The sequence below is a fragment of the Phaeacidiphilus oryzae TH49 genome (assembly GCF_000744815.1).
In the GTDB taxonomy this organism is placed as follows: domain Bacteria; phylum Actinomycetota; class Actinomycetes; order Streptomycetales; family Streptomycetaceae; genus Phaeacidiphilus; species Phaeacidiphilus oryzae.
The window spans coordinates 13,720-33,365 of sequence record NZ_JQMQ01000005.1 but is presented as its reverse complement, the minus strand read 5'-3'; the positions used below and the strand labels follow the sequence as shown (position 1 = coordinate 33,365).

Below are 19,646 nucleotides of genomic sequence, written 5' to 3'. Positions count from 1 at the left end.
CCCTGTCGACGGGCCGCCCCCACGGGGCGGAACTCAGCCTCAGCGGCTGAGGGCGCGGATCAGCTCGGCCTTGCGCATGGAGGAGCGCCCCGGCACCCGGCGGCGCTGCGCTTCGGCGTAGAGCTGGTCGAAGGTCATCGCGCTGCGGGTGGTGGTGCGCTGCGCGGGGCGGGACGGGCTCCTGTGTGCAGCCCGGGGTGCCGCCGTCGAGGTGCGGCGCCCACTCGGGCGGGCCGTGGTCCTCGTCTTCGCGCCGGTGCGGGACTTGTGCGGCCGTATCGGGCCGGAACGCTTCTGCACGGTGTCACTCCTTTGTGTTCGCCGGTTCTGGTTCAGAACCGGCATGCTGCGATCCTTCTCGCGCTCGCCGCTCCCGTCCTGGCGGCTCGGTCCGGACGGGTGACGGCCGGACGGGCATTCCGGGTCCGCGGCCGCGACACGCGGACACAATATGACGTATCGGTGGATGTCCTCCCTACTGTCGGAAGCCGAGGAAGAGCCCCGGTACCGAGGGGCGGCGGCAACCCCCGGGAGAGTGGTGCATCAAGGAACTCGTGCGTTCGGATCCGGGTCCCAGCAGCGAGCGGGCGGGCGGCTCCTCTGGGGGAGCCTGACCGTCCTGGTCGCTCTCCTCGCCGCCGTGCTGCTGCCCTCGATGGCCGCTCCGGGCGCCGCCGCGGCACCGGCGCCGCGGGCCGAACCGCCGTGGAGCTGCCAGCAGGCGAGCTTGCTGTTCCGCAGCGACGGCACCAACACCGCGGTGGAGCACCTGGACAAGGCGACCGGACAGACCTGGGCGGCCGGCCCCGCTGCCGGCTCGCTGGACGGCCTGGGCTACAACACCCAGGACGACTACGTGTACGGCTGGAGCCGCACGACGAGTGCGCTGGTGCGGCTCAACGGCGACCTCTCGCTCAACCACATCTCCCGCCCGCCCGGCATGCCGAACGACAACTACCGGGTCGGCGACTTCGACCAGTCCGGCCATCTCTGGCAGATGTCGACCGAGGGCCGGTGGATCGAGCTCGCCTTCTCCGGGGGCAGCGCGCCCACCGCGACACTGCTACGCACCGGCCAGGTCAGCCCGGCGCTGGGTACCTCGGTCTACCCCGGCGACTGGTCCTACCTCTCCCAACCGGGCGTCGGCACCGGCATGTTCGGGGTGGCGCCGCTCAGCAACGGAACCGGTCAGACACTGGTCCGCTTCGACTTCGGGGCCACGACGGTGCTGTCCAACATGGGCACGGTCAGCGGGCTGCCGGTGGGCACCTACGGCGCCTCCTGGTCCGACGCCAGCGGCTTCCTGTTCGTCGCGGACTCCGCGACCGGCCGGGTGTACCGGATCGACCCGCAGACCATGCGGGCGGACCTCCTCTCCACCACGTCCACCGCCGCCTACACCGACGGCGCCCGCTGCTACGACGACCGGACCGTCACGCTGCGGGTGGTCAAGCAGCTCACGGGAGAACGCCTGCAGCCCGATGACCAGTTCACCGTCGGCCTGAACCACGCGGACGGCACGCCGATCACCTCGGCCACCACCACCGGCAGCGAGACCACCGCCAGCACCCAGCGCTGGCCCGTCACCCCGGGCGGGAGCTACGGGATCACCGACAACCTCGCCGCCGGCTCTCCCTCCGCCGCGGGCGCCTACCCGACCTCGCTGAGCTGTACGGGGGGAGTGACGGTGCACAGAGTGGGGGCCAGGGGCCAGGTGTGGACGGTGTCGATCCCCCCGGACGCCGGCGAGGACCTGGTGTGCACGGTGACGAACACCGGCACCCCCGTGCCCGACCTGACGCTGGTGAAGACCGCCAGCGAGCCGGACGGCCAGCACGCCGGCGCCACCGTCGACTACACCTTCGTGGTGACCAACACCGGCAATGTGCCGCTGACCGATGTCACCGTCCAGGACCTCGCCTTCAGCGGCACCGGCACGCCCCCGGCCGTCGACTGCCCCGTGACCGCTTCGCTGGCGCCCGGCGAGCAGATGCTCTGCCGGGCGACCTACACCCTCACCCAGGCCGACGTCGACGCCGGCGGGGTCACCAACACCGCCACCGCCTCCGGGACGGCGCCCAGCCGCGGACCGGTCACCGCGGTGGACAGCACCTCCACGGACGTCACCCCGGACCCGGCGCTGCGACTCGACAAGTCCCCCGATCCGGACGCCGTGGAGCGCCACGGCGACACCGTCGAGTACACCTACCGGGTCACCAACACCGGCAACGTCACCGTCACCGGCGTCGCGGTCGCGGAGACCGCCTTCACGGGCTCCGGCACCGCACCGGTCGTCCACTGTCCGGAGACCACCCTGGCGCCGGGGCAGGCGGTGGACTGCACCGCGAGCTACACGGTGACCCAGGCCGACATCGACTCGGGGGCGGTCCACAACACCGCCGAGGCCACCGGCGACTTCGACTCCGGGCCGGTCGCCAGCGCCCCGGACTCGGCGGTCGTCGAGGCGATGCGCACGCCCGAGCTGACCGCCACCAAGATCGTCGCCCCGACCATGTACAGCGCGGTGGGCGGTCTCCTGCGGTACACCTTCCACGTGGTCAACACCGGCAACACCACCGTCCACGGTGTGCGGATCAGCGACGACACCACCGCCTCCGGCGGCGCCCCCGCCGTCCACTGCGTCGGCGACACCTCCGCGCTGGCCCCCGGCGCGGAGATCACCTGCACCGGGACCTACCGCGTCCAGCAGGGCGACCTGGACCGGCGGACCATCCATGACACGATCACCGCCGAGGGGACCGATCCGCAGGGCGCCCCGGTGCCGAGCGCCTCCGCCGAGGCCCTGGCCGGCTCCGAGCCGGCCACGCTGGAACTGGCGAAGAGCGCGAGCCCGACGCGGCTGACGGCGGCCGGGGAGCAGGTCGAGTACACCTTCCGGGTGACCAACACCGGCGCCGTACCGCTGGACTCGGTGGCCGTGCGGGAGACCGCCTTCTCCGGCGGTCCGCCGCCCACCGTCGACTGCCCCCACCGCACCCTGGACCCGGGGGAGAGCCTGACCTGCACGGCGCGGTACACGGCGACCCAGGCGGACGTCGACCGCGGAGCCGTCGACAACACGGCCGAGGCGGTCGGCACCGCGCCGGACGGCACCGGCACCGCGTCCGGGCCCTCCTCGGCGCAGGTGGTGATCCCGCAGCTGTGGCGGCTCGCGCTGGACAAGACCGTGGAGCCTTCCACGGTCTCGGCGGCCGGGCAGCGGGTGGTCTACCACTTCACCATCACCAACACCGGCAACGTCACGGTCACCGACGTCCGACCGGAGGAGCTCCACTTCGGCGGTACCGGCACCCTCTCGGGGATCTCCTGCCCGGCCGGTGCCGAGCGGCTGGCCCCAGGAGAGGCCGTCAGCTGCACTGCGGTCTACACGGTCACCGCGGAGGACATCCGGAGCGGCGGCTTCGAGAACATCGCGACGGCCACCGGGACCGTTCCGCCCGGTGCCCGCCCGGGCACCGCGGCCCGGTCCACCGCGGAGGTCGCCGTCCCGGGAGCCGCGGCCCGGCCGCACACCGGCGCGCTGGCCGCCACCGGCTCCGGCGCCGGCGCCTGGGTCGTCCTGGCCGCCGAGGCCGGCGCCGTGCTCGCGGCCGCGGGCGTCGTCAGCGCCACCGCCGCCCGGAGGCGAAGGACATGAGGGCCGAAGCGGCCCCGGGGGAGTAGCCGGGCGAGGCACTTCGCCCGTCCCCCTGCCTAACGTGGACGGGCCAGTCCCCGAAGGCCTCTGGAGGCACCCATGGAACTCGACCTGCTGCGGCCGCTGTACGCCGGGGAGGCCACGGTGGCATCGGTGCATCTGGACACCAGTCGGGAGGACCAGGACGCCGACAAGCGCCTGGAGGTGACCTGGCGTGAGCTGCGCGGTGTCCTGGGGGAGAAGGGGGTGGACGCGGAGACGCTGGCCGTCCTCGACGAGGCGGTCGGCGGCTCCCCGCACGTGGTGGGGCCGCAGGGCGAGTCGCTGTTCGCCGCCGAGGGCAGGCTGCTGGGCGCGTTCACCCTCTCCGTCCCGCCGGCCGCCAGCCGGGTCGCCCTCGGCGCGGTGGCGGACCCGCTGGACACCGTCCTCGACCTCGACCACCAGGAGCCCTACGTCGTGGTGGCGCTGGACCGCGCGGGCGGGGACATCGACGCCTATCCGGCGGGCGCCTTCGACCCGGCCACCAGCCGTACCTACGACGGGAGCACCCTGCATCTCACCCGGGTGCGGGCCGGGGGCAACTCGATGGCCTCCTACCACCGCCGGGCCAAGAACGTCTGGAGCGAGAACGCGGCCGGTGTCGCGGCCGAGATCGCCGAGGCGGCGGAGGAGGTCGGCGCGCGACTGGTCCTCGTCGGCGGCGACCCCAAGGCCGTGGGCGTCCTCCGCCTCGCCTTCGAGCGGGTCTCCCTCCCGGTGCGGATGGTGGAGGTGGCCGGCGGGCGGGGCGGCGGCGACGCCGAGTCCTCGCTGCGGGCGTCGGTGGACCGGGCGCTGGCCGAGGAGTCCCGGGCGAGCCATCTGCGCGCGATGGACGAGTACCGCCAGGCGCTCGGGCAGGGGCTGGCCGTTCAGGGCATCACCCAGGTCTGCGAGGCCTTCGCGCGGGGCGGGGTGAGCGCGCTGATGCTCAGCGCGGATCGCGACCTGGACCCGCTGCTGTGGGGCACCTTCGCGGACCCGCGGATGGTGGGCACCGCCCGCGAGGCGCTGGGGGAGCACGCCGAGGACGCCTTCACCGCGCCCGCCGCCGATCTCCTGCTGCGGGCCGCGGTGCTCACCGGTGCCACCTTCGGCGAACTCCTGCCGGACGCCGCTGACGGCGCCGCCGCTGTGGCCCAGGACGGCTGTGCGGCCATCCTCCGGTACGCCGGCTGACCACCCGCTAGGGCCCGCACCCCGCGCTCTCGTCGGCGGGGCGGCGGTCGAGGCGGACGAGGCGGACGAACGCGGCGAGGATCTCGCCCCTGTCGAGGGAGGGGTCGGCGAGCCACTGCAGCTGTGAGCCGTCCGCCACCGCGATCATCAGCGTCGCCAACTGCTCGGCCGAGAGGTCGGAGCGGACCTCGCCCGCCTCCTGGCCGGCCCGCAGATGGCGGCGGGCCGCCTCGCGCAGCCGCTCGTAGCGCGGCGGGAAGAAGGAGTGGGCGGGGTGGTCGGGGTCGCCCGCGCTCGCGGCCATCGCGAGGAACAGCGCGACCAGGCCGGGCGTACCGCCGTCGGCGCGCATCGCCTCGACCGCGTGCTCGGTGATCCAGTGGTCGGGGAAGCGGGCGAGCGCGGCCCGGTCGCTGGCTCTGAGCACCTCGGTGAGGAGGTCCTCCTTGGAGGCGAAGTAGTGGAGCAGGCCCGGCAGGCTCAGGTTGCAGCGGGCGGCCACCTTGCTCAGCGAGGTGCCGGGGTAGCCCTCGTTGGCGAACACCTCAAGCGCTGTTCGAAGGATTTCGGCTCGCTTGGCTTCGCCCTTCCGGTAGGGCCCGCGTGCTGGCATGCGCCACACCCTAGAGCGCCGGGCGGGGTGCTGGCGGCCAGCGAAAACCGAGCTTCTAAAAGTTTCCGCCAACACCTCGTCAATGATCTGCGGAGACGCTGTTGGACTGGACCACAGATCCGGGAACATACAAAACGGTTGAGCCACGAACACGTCAGGAGACCGCCGGTGCGCGAACCGCAGGAGGCGGCGGACGCCGCGAGTGAGGCGATCCGGCGGCTGAGCTATCGGGCCATCGACGGCACCGGAGACTGGTCCCGGCCCGAGCACGCCTACGCGGTGCTGTGCTCGCTGACGGAGATGGCCCAGCGCCTGCCGCACGCCCTCCACCTGGTGAACGCCTTCCTGCTCTCCTTCGACCAGGCCGGCCAGTTGACGGCCGCAGAGGGGCACCCCACCGAGTTGGTCGTCACCTCCAGCCACGCCCTGGGCGAGGCCAGCGCCCTGGCCCAGATGATGGCCGAGGCCCTCGAGTCGGCCAGGGACGCGACCCGGGGCCTGTCCGCCGAGACCGGCTAGGAGCAGCCGCCCCGGGCCGGCTCAGGCGGGTGCGGGCGAACCGACCCGATGGGCCGTGCCGTCGGTGTCGACGTAGGCGAACTCCCGCAGGCCGTAGGGGGTGTCGGCGGGTGCGGAGAAACGCCCGTCGACGCCGGCGGCGGTCCACTCGGCGTACACGGCGTCCGCGTCGGTCACATAGAGGTAGACCACCGAGCCGGTGCGGAGCGGGTCGTGCTCCGCCCATTCGGTGAGGTGGAGCGCGACCGCGTCCCGCTCGACGAAGCCGTAGCGCTCCGGGCCCTGGTAGGCGTTGGCCGCGAAGCCCAGCCGCCGGTACCGGTCCAGGGCGGCGTCGAGGTCCCGAACGGGGACGACGGGGGAGACGCTGGTGAAGTCGATTCCTGACATGGCGTCAGTCTGGCAGCCGGGGCTCAGCCCTGTTCGAAGGAGTCCAGAGGGCCCCCGCCGGAGACCGGCTCGCCGGGCGCGCAGGGCCCGGTCGTCGAGGCGTCGGACACGGCGTCGGCGGGTCCCAGCCAGGTCTCCCCGGCGGCGTCGCACTCGGGAGACCGGCTGCCGTCGGAGCGCTGCTGGAGCACATGCTGCGGGCCGCCGGTGCAGTTCTCCCAGTACGCCGCGTGCGAGGTGCGCACGAACCCGCACAGCGCGGCCGCGTGCGATGGAGCGGCCTGCGCGGCCAGAACGATCCAGGCGGTCAGGGCCAGGCCGGCCGCCGCCAGGGCGGTGCGGGGGCGGAGGCGAGGGCGGGGACGGAGTTGACGCTGCATCGGATGCTCCGGGACGGCGAAGGAACGGCTCCCCGTCATCGAAGCGACCCGGCGCCCCTGCGCGCAGCTCCCCACGCCGCAGGGTCACCCGTTCGAATCACCGCGGCCCGCGCGCCGCCCGCCCTGCCCCCCGCGCCGTACGCCGTACGCTCGCCCGCTCAGCGGCCGAGGAGTGCCATGGCCGCGTTGTGGCCGGGGATGCCGCTCACCCCGCCGCCCCGGATCGCGCCCGCGCCGCACAGCAGGACGTTCGGGTGGGCGGTCTCCACACCCCAGCGGCCACTCCCCTCGCCGCCGTAGGGAAAGGAGAGGTCGCGGTGGAAGATGTGGCCGGCGGGCAGGCCGAGAGCGGCCTCCAGGTCCAGCGGGGTCTTCGCCTCGATGCAGGGGCGGCCGTCGGCGTCCAGCGCCAGGCAGTCCGCGATCGGCTCCTCCAGGCAGGCGTCCAGCGGGGCCAGGGCGGCGCGCAGCGCCTCCTCGCGCGCCGAGTCGGCCTCCCGTCCCTCCCGGCCCGCGAAGAGCCGGGCGGGCATGTGCAGTCCGAAGAGGGTGAGGGTGTGGTACCCCTTCGCCACCAGGTCCGGTCCGAGGATCGACGGATCGGTGAGCGAATGGCAGTAGATCTCGGACGGCGCCGTCCCCGGGATCCGGCCCGCCGCTGCCTCCCGGTAGGCGGCCTCCAACTGCTGGTAGGACTCGGCGATATGGAAGGTGCCGGCGAAGGCGTCCCGGGGGTCGACCGCCCGGTCGCGCAGGCGCGGCAGGCGGCGCAGCAGCATGTTGACCTTCAGCTGCGCCCCCTCCGGAGCCGGCCGGTCCGGGTGCGGCTCCTCGCCCAGCAGCCGGGCGAGGGTGCTCGGGGCGACGTTCGCCAGCACCGAGGCCGCGCCCACCACCCGCTCGTCACCGTCCTGAGCGCGGTAGCGCACCTCGGCGGCGGCGCCGTCGGTGGCGATCCCCGCCACCTCGTGGCCCACCAGGATCTCGGCGCCCGCCGCCCGCGCGGCCTCGGCCAGCGCGCCGGTGAGCGCGCCCATCCCGCCGACCGGGACGTTCCACTCCCCGGTGCCGTTGCCGATCACGTGGTAGAGGAAGCAGCGGTTCTGCCGCAGCGACTCGTCGTGGGCGTGGGTGAAGGTGCCGATCAGCGCATCGGTCAGGACCACGCCCCGCACCAGGTCGTGCGAGAAGCGCGCCTCGACGGCCTCGCCGAGCGGTCGCTGGAAGAGCGCCTCCCAGGCCTCCCGGTCGTCGACGATCCGCTCCAGCTCGGCCCGCCCCGGCAGCGGTCCGGTGAGGGTGGGGGCGATCCGGGCGGCGACCCGCTGGATCATCCCGTAGAAGCGCTGCCAGGCGTCGAACTCCCGGTCCGAGCCGGTGAGTTCGCGGAAGGACCGACGGGTGCCCGCCTCGTCGGCGCCCACCAGCAGGCCGGTCGCCCGGCCGTCCACCACGGCGGGGGTGTACGAGGCGATCCGGCGCCGCTGCGTACGGAACCGCAGGCCGAGATCCTCGACGATGGTGTCCGGCAGCAGGCTGACCAGGTACGAGTAGCGGGAGAGCCGGGCGTCCAGCCCCGCGAAGGCCTGGGCCGAGACGGCCGCGCCGCCGGTGTGGTCCTGCCGCTCCAGGACCAGGACACTGCGCCCGGCGCGGGCCAGGTACGCGGCGGCCACCAGGCCGTTGTGGCCACCGCCCACGATCACCGCGTCGTAGGAGGCGCGGGAGGGCCGGGAGGGCCGGGCGGGCTGGGCATGGGGGGAGGACGGGGACATCGGTGATCTCCGGGATCTGACGCACGGCGAGGCGGTACGGACGGGGAACGGCGCACGCGCTTCCCTCAGCGGGAAGCGGGCCGGCTACAGCCCGGTCTGCCAGTGCGGTTCGGGGATCCTGGTCACCGGCACTTTCTAACATCGGAGCGATCTCCGGGCAATACCCGCCGAGCAGCATGGCAGCCGGACAGCCGAGCCGACGCCCGGCCGGTCGGTCCGCTCACGGCGTGACGCCCCCGAGATAGAGGAGGACGACCCCGGTCAGGATGAGGGCGATCGCGAGGAGCTTGACCGGCGAGGCGGACTCCGCCAGCAGCCAGATGCCGACCAGCGCGGCCCCGGCCGCCCCGATGCCCGTCCAGGCGGCGTACGCCGGACCGACCTCCAGATGCCGCAGGGCGAGGGTCAGCAACCCGAAGCTGATCAGCGCGCAGGCCGCGAAGCCGGCGGTGGGCCACGGCCGGGAGAAGCTGTTGCTCTGCTTGAGCAGCACGGCGAAGCCGGTCTCGAACAGACCGGCCAGCACGACCAAGAACCAGGCCATGGCAGGCCTCCGTTCCCTCCCTCTGCCATTCCACCGCGAACGGCTCACGGCGGGGAGGGGCCGGTCGGCCCGGCCGGTTCAGCCGCGGGGTCAACCGTGGCGCTGCCACCAGACCTCGAAGCGGCTGGGATGCCGCACCTTCACATTGCCCATCAGCACCCGGCCGGTCAGCCGCAGTACCGGGGCACCGGGATCGGGCCGCTCGCGCACCCGGTTGACCACATTGCCCATCCCGGTCACCGTCCCCTCGCTGCGGACCTCCCAGCCGCGCGGCACCAGGACCACGATGTTGCCCATCCCCACCTTCACCTTGAGGACGACCTCGCGGTGCGGGCAGTCGGCGCGGGTGAAGTCGATCCGGATGTTGCCCATGCCCACCGTGGCGTCGATGCGCGAGGGCACCCGCCAGTAGCCGTCCTGCCGCAGGTTGCTGGCCCCGGTGCGGAGGACCAGCGGCCGGTCCTCCGGCCGGCGCGGTGCGGTCGCGGTCTCCGGGAGGTCCGCGACCAGCGGTTCGAGCTCGCCGTAGGTCTTCGCGGTGAGCGCGCGCTCCAGCCGTTCCTCGAACTCCTCCATGGTCAGCCGCCCGTCCCCGGCGGCCTCCCGCAGCCGCTCGGCGACGGCCTCCCGGTCGGCGTGGGCGGCCCTGAGCCCGGCTTCGGCCCGACGGTCGGCCGGCGGCTGTGCGGATCTCCTGCGAACGGGCTCGGCATCGCTCATGCCGAAGAGGATAAACAGCCTTCGGCCTGCCGCGACCGACCTTCGCGGCGCCTGCCTGACGAGTCCGACGGGGCGTCAGGTGCCCACCGGGAGCAGCAGTACGGGGTCGGTGGCCACCGCGGTGAGCCGCCGGCCGGCTCCACCGTGACATCGCACGGGTCGAGGTCCGGGTGGACGGCGGCCGCGGTCGCTCCGGCGGCGACCAGGAAGCCCCGCCGGACGAACCCGGCGCCGGCTTTCCCGGCCCAGCACCCCGAGGGCCCCGGCTGCCCGGCGGTGCACCGCCGGCACGCCCGGCGCCCGTGATCCGGCCCGTTTTGAAGGACGGCCAGGGTATATACGCCCGTCATGGTCGGTTCCAGGGCGTCGGGGGCGCGGTACCGGCGGTTTCCGCCGCAGCCGGAGAGCGTCCGGCTGGCGCGGCGCTTCGTGCGGTCGGTGCTCGGCGACGCCGATCCCGAGACGGTGGCCGACGCGGAGCTGCTGGTCAGCGAGCTGGTGACGAACGGAGCGCTGCACGCCCGCACGGAGCTGGAGGTGGAGGTCCAGGCCGACGGGGACGCGGTGCGGGTGCGAGTCGCCGACCACCGCCCGGACCGGCCGGTGGTCCCGCCGCTGGCGCGCCACCCGTACTCCTCCACCGAATGGGGGCTGGCCGTGGTGGAGGAGCTGGCCTTTCGCCACGGTGTGGAGGCCGACGGCGACCGCAAGACGGTGTGGTGCGAGATGAGGCGCCCCGAGGCGTCCGTCAGGCCGCCGCCCTCCGCCTGGACCACCGAGTCCTGCCGGGGCGACACGGCCACGGTGGCGCTGATCGACCTGCCCTACGCGCTGTACGTCGCGACGCAGCAGCACTGGGAGGCCCTGATCCGTGAGCTCACCCTGGCCCCGTCGGTCGGCGAGCGGCTCGGTGTGGGCCCGGAGGAGGTCGCCGTCGCCCACGACACCAGCAACATGGTCGGCGCCTGCATGACCACCGCACTGGAGGGGGAGCCCCGCCCCCCGGACACCCTCTCCCTGATGGTGACCTTCCCCGTGGAGGCCGCGGTCCAGGTCCGCACCCTCCACCGGGTGCTGGAACGGGCCGAGGCCGCCGCCCAGCACGCGTCCCTCCTCACCCTCCCCGCCCTGCCGCAGATCCGGGCGCTGCGCCGCTGGCTGCTCGACCAGCTCGCCGACCAGCTGGCGGGCGGCCCGCCGACCGCCTGGACGCTGGTGACCGGCGAGCCCGGGGCCCGGCCGCTCGAGCTGTCCTCGTGGGAGGACGCGGCCCTCCACGAGAGCCGGGTCCCGATGATCGCCGCCGACGACTGGAACCGGATCATCGCGGTCAACGAACCCGCGGCGGAGCTGCTGGGCTGGCGGCCGGAGGAGCTCGTCGGCCGCCCGCTGACCGTGGTGATCCCCGAGCACCTGCGCCGGCGGCACCGGGCCGCGTTCGCCTCCCTGCTGCTCACCGGCCGGCCGCGGCTCCTGGGTCGCTCGATCCCGCTGCCCGCGCTCCACCGCGACGGCCGGCACATCCCGGTCCGCCTGGACATCCAGACCCAGGAGTCGGCCGACGGCCGCACCATGTTCGTCGCCCAACTCGCGCCCCGCACCACCCAGGTCAGCCCGCCCGCGGAGCACCGGTACGCGGCCATGCGGGTGCCCGACGTCCCGCACGCCCTCAGCCTCCCCGGGACGGCCCGGCAGGCCGCCGGCGAGCCGACCGGCGGTCCGGCGGGTGGGCGGGCGGTGGAGCGGCTGCCGCTGCTTGCCGACACCCAGAGCGCCCTGAACAGCGCCCCCAACCTGGAGGAGGGACTGCGCCGGGCGTGCCGGATCCTGGCCCAGCAGCTGGCCGACTGGTGCGTGGTGGACCTGCTGGACGAGCAGGGCCAGGTGGAACGGGTCTGCGTGGTCCACCGCGAGCCCACCGCCCTCGATCCACGCGCCTTCACCGGCGCGCTGCCGCCGGTGTCCGAGGGGGCGCGCGGCCCGCTGCCCCGGGTGCTGCGCGGCGCGGGCCCGCTGCTGTGCACCGACATCCCCCCGCCGGAGGTGGCCAACAGTGCCCTCAACCAGCGCCAGCTGGAGCTGTTCGACAGGCTGGGCGCGCACAGCGCCGTGCTGGCCCCGCTGCGGGCCGGCCGGGAGGTCCTCGGCGCGCTGACGCTGGCCCGGGTGAGCGGGGAGCATCCGTTCACCAAGCAGGACCTGCCGCTGATCACCGAACTGGCCCGGGGCATCGCGCTGGGCGTGGACCACGCCCGGCTGAACACCGAGGTCCACAACACCGCCGAGCAGCTCCAGCACGTCCTGCTGCCCGACCTGCCCCAGCCCGACCACCTCCGCCTGGTCGCCCGCTACGCCCCCTCCAGCACCACCGCCAAGGTGGGCGGCGACTGGTACGACGCGTTCGTCCTGCCCAACGGCAACACCGTCCTGGTGATCGGCGACGTCTCCGGCCACGACCTGAAGGCCGCCGTCGCCATGAGCACCCTGCGCAACATGCTGCGCGGCATCGCCGTCGACCGCCAGGAGCCCCCGGGGGAGGTGCTCCGCCGCCTGGACCTGGCCAGTCGCACCCTCTCCCCGGACGCCACGGCGACCTGCGTCTACTGCCTGATCAAGGGACCGGAGGGCGGCCCGTGGCGGCTTGAGCACGCCTCGGCGGGCCACCCGCCGCCGCTGCTGATCACCGCCGAGGGCAAGACCCGCTACCTCGAAGACGGCGCCGGCCTGCTGATCGGCATGGACCCGGAACGCCGGCGGGCCACCGCCTGCGACCCGCTGCCCGCCCACGCCACCGTCCTCCTCTACACCGACGGCCTGATCGAACGCCGGGGCGAGTCCCTCGACCGGGGCCTGGCCCGGCTGCGCGCGTACGCCGCCGAACTGGGCGGAGCGCCCCTCGACACGCTCTGCGACGAACTGATCATCCGGCTGGGCGCGGAAAGCGACGACGACATCGCCCTCCTCGCCCTCCGCCCTTCCCCGCCGGACCGGCCGGGGCCGCCCTGACCCGTGCTGACCCATGTCGGCCCGCGCCGGCCTGGGCCGGCCGGCGGTCTCCCACAGGGCCGTCCCTTCGGCCGCCGTTCGCATCCGCAGGCCCCGGTTCCGCGGAAACAACCAGGGGACACCGCAGGCACGGCACGGGAGGCGGGCCATGACCACCACCGAGGAACAGCGCACGGACGGCCGCACAACGCTGGTGACCGGCGCCACCGGCTATATCGGCGGGCGCCTGGTTCCCGAGCTGCTGGCGGCCGGGTACAGGGTCCGCTGCCTGGCCCGTACGCCCGGGAAGCTGCGCGACCACCCCTGGGCGGACCGCGTCGAGGTGGCCGGCGGGGACGTCACCGACCCGGCGGCACTCCGCCGCGCCTTCGCCGGCGTGGACACCGCCTACTACCTGGTCCACTCGCTCTCCTCGGGTTCCGGCTTCGAGCGGACAGACCGCGAGGCGGCCCGGACCTTCGCCGAGGAGGCCGCCGCCGCGGGCCTCCGCCGGATCGTCTACCTGGGCGGACTGCTCCCCAAGGGCGAGGAGGAGGCGGAGCTCTCCCGTCATCTGCGGTCCCGCGCGGAGGTGGGCCGCATCCTGCTGGCAGGCCCGGTGCCCGCCGTGGTGCTGCGCGCGGCGGTCATCATCGGCTCCGGATCGGCCTCCTTCGAGATGCTCCGCTACCTCACCGAGCGGCTCCCCGTGATGGTCACCCCCAGCTGGGTGCACACCCGGATCCAGCCGATCGCCGTCCGGGACGTCCTCCGCTACCTGGTCGGCTGCGCCGGGATCCCCGAGGAGGTGAACCGGGCCTTCGACGTCGGCGGCCCGGACGTCCTCACCTACCGGGAGATGATGACGCGGTACGCGGCCTCCGCCGGGCTCCGCCCCCGGCTCATCCTCCCCGTCCCGATGCTGACGCCCCGGCTGTCCAGCCACTGGGTGGGGCTGGTCACCCCGGTGCCCCGGGCCGTGGCCCGGCCGCTCACCGAGTCCCTGCGGCACGAGGTGGTCTGCGACGAGCACGACATCGCCCGGTACCTGCCCGACGGTCCGGACCGGCCGCTCGGCTTCGATCGGGCGCTCGGGCTGGCGCTGCAGCGGGTGCGGGACGCCCAGGTGGCCACCCGCTGGTCCTCGGCGGCGACCCCGGGCGCCCCCAGCGACCCGCTGCCGACCGACCCCGACTGGGCCGGCGGCAGCCTGTACACCGACTGCCGGGAGCAGGCGGTGGCCGCCCCCGGCGAGCGGCTGTGGCGGGTGATCGAGGGGATCGGCGGAGAGCACGGCTGGTACTCCTTCCCGCTCGCCTGGGCGGTGCGCGGCTGGCTGGACCGGCTGGTCGGCGGGGTGGGGCTGCGCCGGGGACGCCGCGACGCGCAGCATCTGCGGGTCGGGGACTCGCTGGACTTCTGGCGGGTCGAGGAGATCGAGCCCGGCCGGCTGCTGCGGCTGCGCGCCGAGATGCGGCTGCCGGGTCTGGCCTGGCTGGAGATGCGCGCCGAGGCCGCAGGCCCGGACGGCTCGGTCTACCGGCAGCGGGCGGTGTTCCATCCGCGCGGGCTCTTCGGGCACGCCTACTGGTGGAGCGTCGCCCCCTTCCACTCCGCGGTCTTCGGCGGCATGGCCCGCAACATCGCCAGGGCCGCGGGGCGCGTCGAACCCGCACCGCGTCGGGGCCGGGCCCGGGGCCGGGACGGCGACCGGCCAGGCTGATGACCGCGCGCCGGCTCCCGGCGGCCGACGGCCCCTCCTGCCTCAGGGTTTCCTCTGAACCGCCCGGACCGGCATTGCCGGAGCGCCCGCGGGCGAACGATCCTGTCCGGGTGTGGGGACACAACGGTGGGCCCGCGGCCGCGAGAGTCATCTGCGGGCCCGCCGGCCGCCCCCGGGAACTCTGCGGCGGGGCCCGGTAGTTGAATCGGTGACCGCCTCGGCCGGTGCCCTTCCCCCGTGGGGCCCGCCGAGGCGGTCCGCTGCGTCGCGCAACCGCCGGCCCGTCGTGGCCGTCCCACTCCGCGAATCGTGCGGGACGTGTGGGAGGGGCGAGGCGTGGTGGCGGAGGAGGGGCGGGGGAGCACCGCCCATGGGCGGGCGCCGGTGGGGCCGGTGCCGGTCAACCTGCTGCTCGGGATCCCGGCGGTGGTGCCGCTGTGGGCCGCGCGCTGGCTGATCACCGAGTACCTGCCGATGGACTGCCGCAGCCCACGTGACGTGGTCCGCCCCGGTCTGGCCGACTGCGACCACACCACCCTCGACCACGCGGGGCCGATGATGCTGCTGCTGGCGCTCACCGGATGTCTGCTGCTCGGGCTGGTCCTGCTGGTGGACGTCGTCCTGCCGCGCGGCCGCGGCCGGCGGCTCCGCCCGTGGCTGCTCGGGATGCTGCTGATCCCGCTGCCGTACCTGGGCCTGTCCCTCCTGGCCTGAGCGGCGGCCCGGGCGGCCGCGGGCCCGGAGCGACCGCCGGGTCGGAGCGGCCGCGGGCTCAGAGCAGCCCGGCCTGCCGCCGTGCGAAGTAGGCGTCGGCCTCGGCGAGCCGCCGGTCCCGCTCGGCGACCGGCGTCGTGTTGATCTCTTCCAGAGCGTCGTGGCAGACCTTGGCGACCACCTCGGCGGCCACGCCATGCCGCTGCATCGCGGACACCAGCGCGTCCCAGGTGACCGGGTCCAGCTCGCAGGTGGTGGTCTCCGGGGCTCCCGGCGAATCCTTGTCCATGCCGCGGAACCTACCCCGCCCCCGGCGCCCCCGCCCGGAGGCCGCGCCCCTCGCGCGCGCCGCGGCACCGCGGCAGTGACCATCGCGGCGATCCGTCGTTGACCCCGTGAAAGTGCTCCGAACGGGTGAACAGCGGAGGGTGAGTGGGGGTCATGGGGATCACCGGTCTGCGGCACGGATCCGCGTTGCTCGGCGGGCGCTCCGGTCGGCGGCGGGTGGAGCGGGCCGCCGCCGAGGACGTCCTCCTGGCCTGCTACCCGCGGCTGACGCGGCTGGCCTATCTCGCGCTGCCGGTCGGGATGGAGCGCCACCGGCGCGTCCTGCGGGCGCACCACGCCGTGCAGCACGCCCTGCCGCTGGGCGCGGGCCCCCGGACGCCGGAGCGGTCGAAGGAGCGGCCCCCCGCCACCGCGGGGGAGCGCGCGGCCGAACACCAGGAGATCTACCACGAGTTGCGGCGCCGGACGCTGCTGACCGTGCTGGCCGAGCCGCGCCGCCGCCCCTGGTCACTGCCGAGGGTGTGGGGGATGCGGGTCTTCCCGCCGCCGGGCGGCTCACCCGAACTGGCCCTGGAGGAGCTGCTGGGCGCGCTGGACGCCCCGGCCCGGGTCGCCTACGGGCTGCGCCACGTCGAGGGGCTGGGCGCCGACGAGGCCGGGGCGGTCCTCGTCGAGCTGGGTCTCGGCCACGAGGAGGTGGTGGCCGCCCTGGCAGCGGTGGCGGAGCCGGCCGTCAGTGCCACCGCCGAGGTCGCCGCGCGCTCGACCGAGTTCGACCCCTGCACCCTGCGCGCCCGCTCCAGCGACATCCCGACCCGTCGCCGGCGCGCTGTCATGGTCCCGGCGGCGGCCGGGGCCGTCGCCGCCGCGCTGCTGGCCTTCGGCCTGGGGGCCGGAGCCGGGCGCCCGGCCGTCTCCGCCGTGTCCGGCGACGCCGCAGTGCCGACCACGGTCCTGCGGGCCGCCCCGGACCTGTGGCGGCACACCGCCCGCATCGACTTCAGCGCTTGGCCCGCGCGCGGCGACCGCACCGGCGACGCGGCGCTGATCGACCGGGCCTTGCGGGCCTGGTCGGGCGAGGGGCCGGTACGCCGAGACATCGACCCGGGCGCCTGGGCCGGCCCGCCCGAGCAGCGGCCCCAACTGCTCTTCGCGGGCGAGGTGGACGGCACCGGCCTGGTCCTCCTGTACGACGGGAGCCGCCTCGTCCGGTACGCCGTGACCGCGGACGCCACACCGCGGCTGGAGATCGCCCGCGCGGACCAGTCCGACGTCACCACCGCCGGCGCCGTCATCCTCTCGCGCGGCCCCTCGGGCGATCGCTTCCTCCTCGCGCCCTGGGTCGCCACCGTCCAGCAGCGCGACCTCCTGGCGCCGGACAGCCCGAGCCGGGACGTCGCCGCCGACCAGGGCCTCACAGCGGCGCTGCCGGCGCCCACCGGTGGCTGCCGCTCGCTGCCCGTCCTGCAGCTGCGCTCCTCGCCGGTGATCGCCGAGCACCACGCCTTCCTCCTCACCGACCTCGGCGGGATGGTCCCGGCCCACCTCACCTATCTGCCGCCGCCGCAGCACGGCCCGGCGAACTATCCGCGGGAGGCGACCGGCAGTGACGCCCTGGAGCTGTGGTCGCATCTCGGCTGCTCCCTCCGGTCGCTGCGCGGCAGTGGGGTCAAGGCCGTCAACGCCTGGGACTTCGCCGGCCAGCAGCTGCCGGAGAACGCCGGCCAGGCCCAGTGGGTGTGCGCCCGGGCGGACCGCTGGGACGGCACCGGCAGCGCCTGGACGGCCTTCCTGGGCCCGGCGCCGGGCAGCGGCGCCCCCGCCCGGATCACCGCGGCCGAGCAGGAGGGGCGCGCCTGCAGCCGCTTCCAGCAGTACACCGTCGCCGCCACCTGGTGGAGCTCGCCCGCGGGCGTCCACTACCTCCTCGCCGCGGGCAGTCGGCACCTGGCGTCCCTCCAGCTGAGCGGCGCCGTCAGCTACTCCGGTGCCCCGGGCGCCGGCCACGCCGTCGCCCTCAGGGCGGCGGCCCCGGGCCCGTACCGGCTCGTCGCCCGGCTCGACACGGGGGAGTGGATCACGCCCCTGCCGCCGGCCGGCGGCCCGCGGTGAACCCTGCCCACCCAGCACTGGACGGAAGGCCGCAGATGGCTCCGACGAACCCGGCGCCCGGCGCCTTGCCCGACGCCCTGCCCGGCGCCCCGCCGTCCCGGCCGGAGAAGGAGAAGGCGACTGCCCGCAGTGCCGCCGGTACGCCGCCCGGGTGCGGCGGGTGATCCTCGGCGACTGCCCGGACTGCGTCCTGGCACTGTTCGACGAGCCGGACCCCTGCCCCGCCCATCGCCCGACCCGCCGGCAATCCGCCGTACGCGCCGCGCCGAACCACCGGTGAGCCGCTCAGGGAGGATGATGCGGGGATGCGTATCGGAGTCTTGCGGGCGATCGGCGCCGCCACGTCGCTGTACGGGATCGCGGTCGCGCTGAGACCGGAGCTGCTGGCCCGCCCGTCGGGCCTGGCCGACGAGGCGGGGGGCGTGCCGGAGGGCACCTCGGTCGCGCTGCGGCCGGTCGGCTGGCGGGACGCGGCCAGCGGCGCCGCCATGGTGCTCGCACCGGCGGGGCCGGCGCTGGCCACGGCGTGCGCCGTGCGGATCGCCGCCGACCTCGGTGACGCGGTCATGTTGGGCGCCACCCTGCCCGGCCGGCGCCGGCGGATGATGGCCGTCGCGGTCTCGGTCGGCTGGGGGTCGCTCTCCGTCCTCGGACTGGCGCTCCGCCCCCGCCGTGGTGCATCCGAACGCCCCGGACCGGCCGAATAGCGTCCGTGAGCACACCGGTCACCTCGGCGGGACGGCCGGGGCCGAAGGGAGCGGACGGGACGTTGGTTGATCGAACCGAGGCCGAGGTCGCCATCATCGGGGCCGGCGCGGCCGGTCTCTCGCTCGCCCACCACCTCCTCGCGGCCGGCGCAGGTGCCCCGGACATCGCCCTGATCGAGGCACCGCCGGGTCCGCTGCGGCCGCCCGAGCGGACCTGGTGCTTCTGGGAGGAGGGACCGGGCCGTTACGACGAGGTGCTCAGCGCCCGCTGGAGCCGGCTGCGGGTGAAGGACCGGGAGGGCACGCCGTTCCCCCTGGACCTCGGGCCGTACCGGTACAAGATGCTGCGTTCCGGCGCCTTCGAGCGGTTCGTGGCGGACGGTTTCCGCGGACGCTCGGTGCGGCGGTTCGAGGCCGCCGTGGACGAGGTCCGGGACACCGCCGACGGGGCCGAGGTCCGCGCGGCACGTGCCGACGGCGGCCGCCTGGCGCTGCGGGCGCGCTGGGTCTTCGACTCGCGTCCGGTCCGGCGGCTGCCGGACGCCCGCACCCATCTCCTCCAGCACTTCCGCGGCTGGTTCGTCCGCTCCGAGCGCCCGGTCTTCGACCCCGCCACCGCCGACCTGATGGACTTCCACTGCCCGCAGCCGGCCCGGGGGCTGGCGTTCGTCTACGCGCTGCCGCTCAGCGACCGGGAGGCCCTGGTCGAGTACACCCTCTTCTCGGCGGATCCGCTGCCCGCGGAGGCGTATCGGCGTGCCCTCCGCAGCCACCTGCGAGGCGCGTACGGACTGACGGACTTCGAGATCGGCAGCACCGAGAGCGGGGTGATCCCGATGACCGACGGCCGGTTCCCCGGCCAGGCCGGCGCACGGGTCTTCCGGATCGGCACGGCCGGGGGAGCGACCCGGCCCTCGACCGGCTACACCTTCGCCGCGGTGCAGCGGCAGTCCCGGGCGATCGCCGCGGCGCTCCGGCGCGGCGGGACGCCCCGGCCGCCGGCCGCGTACCCGGCCAGGGCACGGCTGCTGGACGCGGTGATGCTGCACGCCCTGGACAGCGGGCGGCTGGACGGCCCGCGGTTCTTCACCGACCTGTTTCGTACCGTGCCGGCCCCCCGGCTGCTGCGCTTTCTGGACGGGGAGACCGGCTGGCGGCAGGACCTCGCCATCGGCCTCCGGGTGCCGATCGGCCCGATGGCCGGCGCTCTGGCCCGGCTGCCGCTGCTGCCCAAACGCCCCGCCGGCCGTCGGCCGCCCGTGCGTCCGGCCCACGGGGCCGACGCGTGAACCGCCCT

The 19,646-nt window shown here is 75.1% G+C and carries 17 protein-coding genes; 9 read left to right on the top strand and 8 right to left on the bottom strand.

All coding sequences use genetic code 11. The annotated features are described in order from the left end of the window. Nucleotides 1-39: 39 nt before the first annotated feature. Entirely contained in the window at nt 40-300 is a 261-nt protein-coding gene (locus BS73_RS39185; protein ID WP_235215304.1) for a Rho termination factor N-terminal domain-containing protein, read from the bottom strand. A 238-nt stretch (nt 301-538) separates the two neighbouring features. Here BS73_RS39185 and BS73_RS04430 point away from each other — a divergent pair, with 238 nt between their 5' ends. After that, complete coding sequence (locus BS73_RS04430) at nt 539-3,658, top strand: DUF7507 domain-containing protein (RefSeq protein WP_161789644.1); 3,120 nt, start codon at nt 539-541, stop codon at nt 3,656-3,658. Nucleotides 3,659-3,757: 99 nt separating this feature from the next. Further along, nucleotides 3,758-4,879, top strand: coding sequence for a baeRF2 domain-containing protein (locus tag BS73_RS04425; protein WP_037569880.1), 1,122 nt, complete (start codon nt 3,758-3,760; stop codon nt 4,877-4,879). A gap of 7 nt (nt 4,880-4,886) precedes the next feature. On the opposite strand, the gene BS73_RS04420 is transcribed toward BS73_RS04425, so the two are convergent. Continuing rightward, nucleotides 4,887-5,492, bottom strand: coding sequence for a TetR/AcrR family transcriptional regulator (locus BS73_RS04420; protein ID WP_037569878.1), 606 nt, complete (start codon nt 5,490-5,492; stop codon nt 4,887-4,889). Between the two features lie 168 nt (nt 5,493-5,660). On the opposite strand from BS73_RS04420, the gene BS73_RS04415 reads away from it, so the two are divergent. Next, entirely contained in the window at nt 5,661-6,011 is a 351-nt protein-coding gene (locus BS73_RS04415) for a hypothetical protein (RefSeq protein WP_037569876.1), read from the top strand. 21 nt (nt 6,012-6,032) lie between these two features. Here the strand turns inward: BS73_RS04415 and BS73_RS04410 are convergent, their stop codons facing one another. The 5 genes from BS73_RS04410 to BS73_RS04390 form a co-directional block, all read right to left on the bottom strand. Then, nucleotides 6,033-6,401 carry a bleomycin resistance protein gene (locus BS73_RS04410; protein WP_037569874.1) on the bottom strand — a complete coding sequence of 123 codons (369 nt, stop codon included), beginning with the start codon at nt 6,399-6,401 and terminating at the stop codon, nt 6,033-6,035. Nucleotides 6,402-6,424: 23 nt separating this feature from the next. Further along, the gene (locus BS73_RS34395) at nt 6,425-6,820 is read right to left on the bottom strand and encodes a hypothetical protein (RefSeq protein WP_051939425.1); all 396 of its coding nucleotides are present in this window, start codon (nt 6,818-6,820) and stop codon (nt 6,425-6,427) included. A gap of 119 nt (nt 6,821-6,939) precedes the next feature. Continuing rightward, the gene (locus tag BS73_RS04400) at nt 6,940-8,556 is read right to left on the bottom strand and encodes a phytoene desaturase family protein (protein ID WP_051939424.1); all 1,617 of its coding nucleotides are present in this window, start codon (nt 8,554-8,556) and stop codon (nt 6,940-6,942) included. A gap of 220 nt (nt 8,557-8,776) precedes the next feature. After that, entirely contained in the window at nt 8,777-9,100 is a 324-nt protein-coding gene (locus BS73_RS04395) for a DMT family transporter (protein WP_037569872.1), read from the bottom strand. A 90-nt stretch (nt 9,101-9,190) separates the two neighbouring features. Further along, nucleotides 9,191-9,820 carry a DUF1707 SHOCT-like domain-containing protein gene (locus BS73_RS04390; RefSeq protein ID WP_037569870.1) on the bottom strand — a complete coding sequence of 210 codons (630 nt, stop codon included), beginning with the start codon at nt 9,818-9,820 and terminating at the stop codon, nt 9,191-9,193. A gap of 348 nt (nt 9,821-10,168) precedes the next feature. Between BS73_RS04390 and BS73_RS04385 the strand changes: the two genes are divergently transcribed. The 3 genes from BS73_RS04385 (at nt 10,169) to BS73_RS04375 (ending at nt 15,242) form a co-directional block, all read left to right on the top strand. Then, nucleotides 10,169-12,826 carry a SpoIIE family protein phosphatase gene (locus BS73_RS04385; RefSeq protein WP_084703790.1) on the top strand — a complete coding sequence of 886 codons (2,658 nt, stop codon included), beginning with the start codon at nt 10,169-10,171 and terminating at the stop codon, nt 12,824-12,826. Nucleotides 12,827-12,974: 148 nt separating this feature from the next. Beyond that, nucleotides 12,975-14,528: an SDR family oxidoreductase gene (locus BS73_RS04380; protein WP_051939422.1), complete on the top strand. Its 1,554-nt coding sequence runs from the start codon at nt 12,975-12,977 to the stop codon at nt 14,526-14,528. A 318-nt stretch (nt 14,529-14,846) separates the two neighbouring features. After that, nucleotides 14,847-15,242, top strand: a complete 396-nt coding sequence (locus tag BS73_RS04375; RefSeq protein WP_152617518.1) for a hypothetical protein — start codon at nt 14,847-14,849, stop codon at nt 15,240-15,242. Nucleotides 15,243-15,300: 58 nt separating this feature from the next. Here the strand turns inward: BS73_RS04375 and BS73_RS04370 are convergent, their stop codons facing one another. After that, nucleotides 15,301-15,531, bottom strand: coding sequence for a hypothetical protein (locus tag BS73_RS04370; RefSeq protein ID WP_037569869.1), 231 nt, complete (start codon nt 15,529-15,531; stop codon nt 15,301-15,303). A gap of 152 nt (nt 15,532-15,683) precedes the next feature. Here BS73_RS04370 and BS73_RS04365 point away from each other — a divergent pair, with 152 nt between their 5' ends. From BS73_RS04365 to BS73_RS04350, 3 genes are all read left to right on the top strand, one after another. Continuing rightward, nucleotides 15,684-17,642: a hypothetical protein gene (locus BS73_RS04365; RefSeq protein ID WP_051939418.1), complete on the top strand. Its 1,959-nt coding sequence runs from the start codon at nt 15,684-15,686 to the stop codon at nt 17,640-17,642. A gap of 305 nt (nt 17,643-17,947) precedes the next feature. Continuing rightward, a complete protein-coding gene (locus tag BS73_RS04355; RefSeq protein WP_037569865.1) occupies nt 17,948-18,349 on the top strand; it encodes a hypothetical protein in 402 nt (133 codons plus the stop codon). A 62-nt stretch (nt 18,350-18,411) separates the two neighbouring features. Then, nucleotides 18,412-19,638 (top strand): lycopene cyclase family protein, encoded by a 1,227-nt coding sequence (locus tag BS73_RS04350; protein ID WP_037569862.1) that lies wholly within the window; start codon nt 18,412-18,414, stop codon nt 19,636-19,638. Nucleotides 19,639-19,646 lie beyond the last annotated feature (8 nt).